The sequence below is a fragment of the Caballeronia calidae genome (assembly GCF_900044055.2).
Taxonomy (GTDB): domain Bacteria; phylum Pseudomonadota; class Gammaproteobacteria; order Burkholderiales; family Burkholderiaceae; genus Caballeronia; species Caballeronia calidae.
The window spans coordinates 1-1,494 of sequence record NZ_FCOX02000265.1 but is presented as its reverse complement, the minus strand read 5'-3'; the positions used below and the strand labels follow the sequence as shown (position 1 = coordinate 1,494).

At 65.0% G+C, this 1,494-nt stretch carries 1 protein-coding gene; it reads left to right on the top strand.

What is annotated here, in order from left to right; all coding sequences use genetic code 11:
• The coding region (locus AWB78_RS42510; protein WP_374729533.1) for a beta strand repeat-containing protein at nt 1-1,494 on the top strand (1,494 nt) is incomplete at both ends.

The following is a 1,494-nucleotide window of genomic DNA, read 5'->3' as shown; positions in this document are numbered from 1 at the left end:
GGCGGCAATGTGTCGATCACGGCGGGGACGACGCTCTCGGGTGGGGCCATCAGCGTGGGGTCGATCGCGACCAACGGAGGCTCGATTGTGTTGAGCAATCAGGGTCCCACGTCCCAGGCGGGTTACGGCGTGCAGGTGGGGGTGCTCAATACGAGCCTCGCGAGCGGCACGGGTGGGGCCGTGACGGTGTATGGCAACGACGTGAGCGCGGGAAGCGCCGTGGGCGTGTCCATTGGTTCGATTGTGTCGGGCGGTGGGGCGGTCAATCTGACAGGCTTGGTCAGCGGGGCGAGTGGCCACGCCGGCGTCTCGTTGGGCAGCGTCTACACGGGGGGCGGTGCGCTCAGTGTGAGTGCGGTGGTGGGAGGCAGCGCATCAACTAGTGCCTCTGCGCTGGTGTTGGCCAGCTTGGCGACCTTATCGAGCGCGGGCGGAGCGATCACGCTGAATGCCTCAAATACGGATGTAAATAACGCAAGCGCGGGTGGCGACGCGGTCAATTTTCTGAATGGCGGGTTAATCGATAGCGCCGGCGGCAATTTGTTGGCCAATTGGTTCACAGCCAGCGGTGGCGCCATAGCGGGAGCGGCAACGGGCACGGCCGTTGTTTTGCGCTCAGGCAGCGGCGCGTTGAATCTGAACTTAGCGGGCGCACGTAGCACCTATGCCTTGTACTCCTCGACGATGCAGCTGGGCGGCAGCGGGCAGAGTGGGAATATCTCCGTGCGCGCGGATGCCAGTGGTCTGAGCACCGGTGGAGTGACTGCGCAGACGACGGGTGCGCTGACGGTGCAGTCGGGTTCGGGGCTGGCGAGTCTAGCGGGCATGACGGTGGGTTTAAACAACCTTCAGGGCCTGACGACCAGCGGGGTGTTCAGCGCGGTGACGCTGGGCGATGCGAATACGACGAACATTACAGGGATATCCTCGATTGCCGCAAGTGGCGCAGTGGCGGCAACGGCGAGCAGCCAAATTTTACTCGGCGCGGTGACGGGTAGTTCGGTGAGCGTGAGCGCGGGGGCATTGGTGAGCCTCTCAAGCATCAGCACGAGCGGCGGCAATGTGTCGATCACGGCGGGGACGACGCTCTCGGGTGGGGCGATCAGCGTGGGTTCGATCGCGACCAATGGAGGCTCGATTGTGTTGAGCAATCAGGGTCCCACGTCCCAGGCGGGTTACGGCGTGCAAGCGGGGGTGCTCAATACGAGCCTCGCGAGCGGCACGGGTGGGGCCGTGACGGTGTATGGCAACGACGTGAGCGCGGGAAGCGCCGTGGGCGTGTCCATTGGTTCGATTGTGTCGGGCGGTGGGGCGGTCAATCTGACAGGCTTGGTCAGCGGGGCGAGTGGCCACGCCGGCGTCTCGTTGGGCAGCGTCTACACGGGGGGCGGTGCGCTCAGTGTGAGTGCGGTGGTGGGAGGCAGCGCATCAACTAGTGCCTCTGCGCTGGTGTTGGCCAGCTTGGCGACCTTATCGAGCGCGGGCGGAGCGATC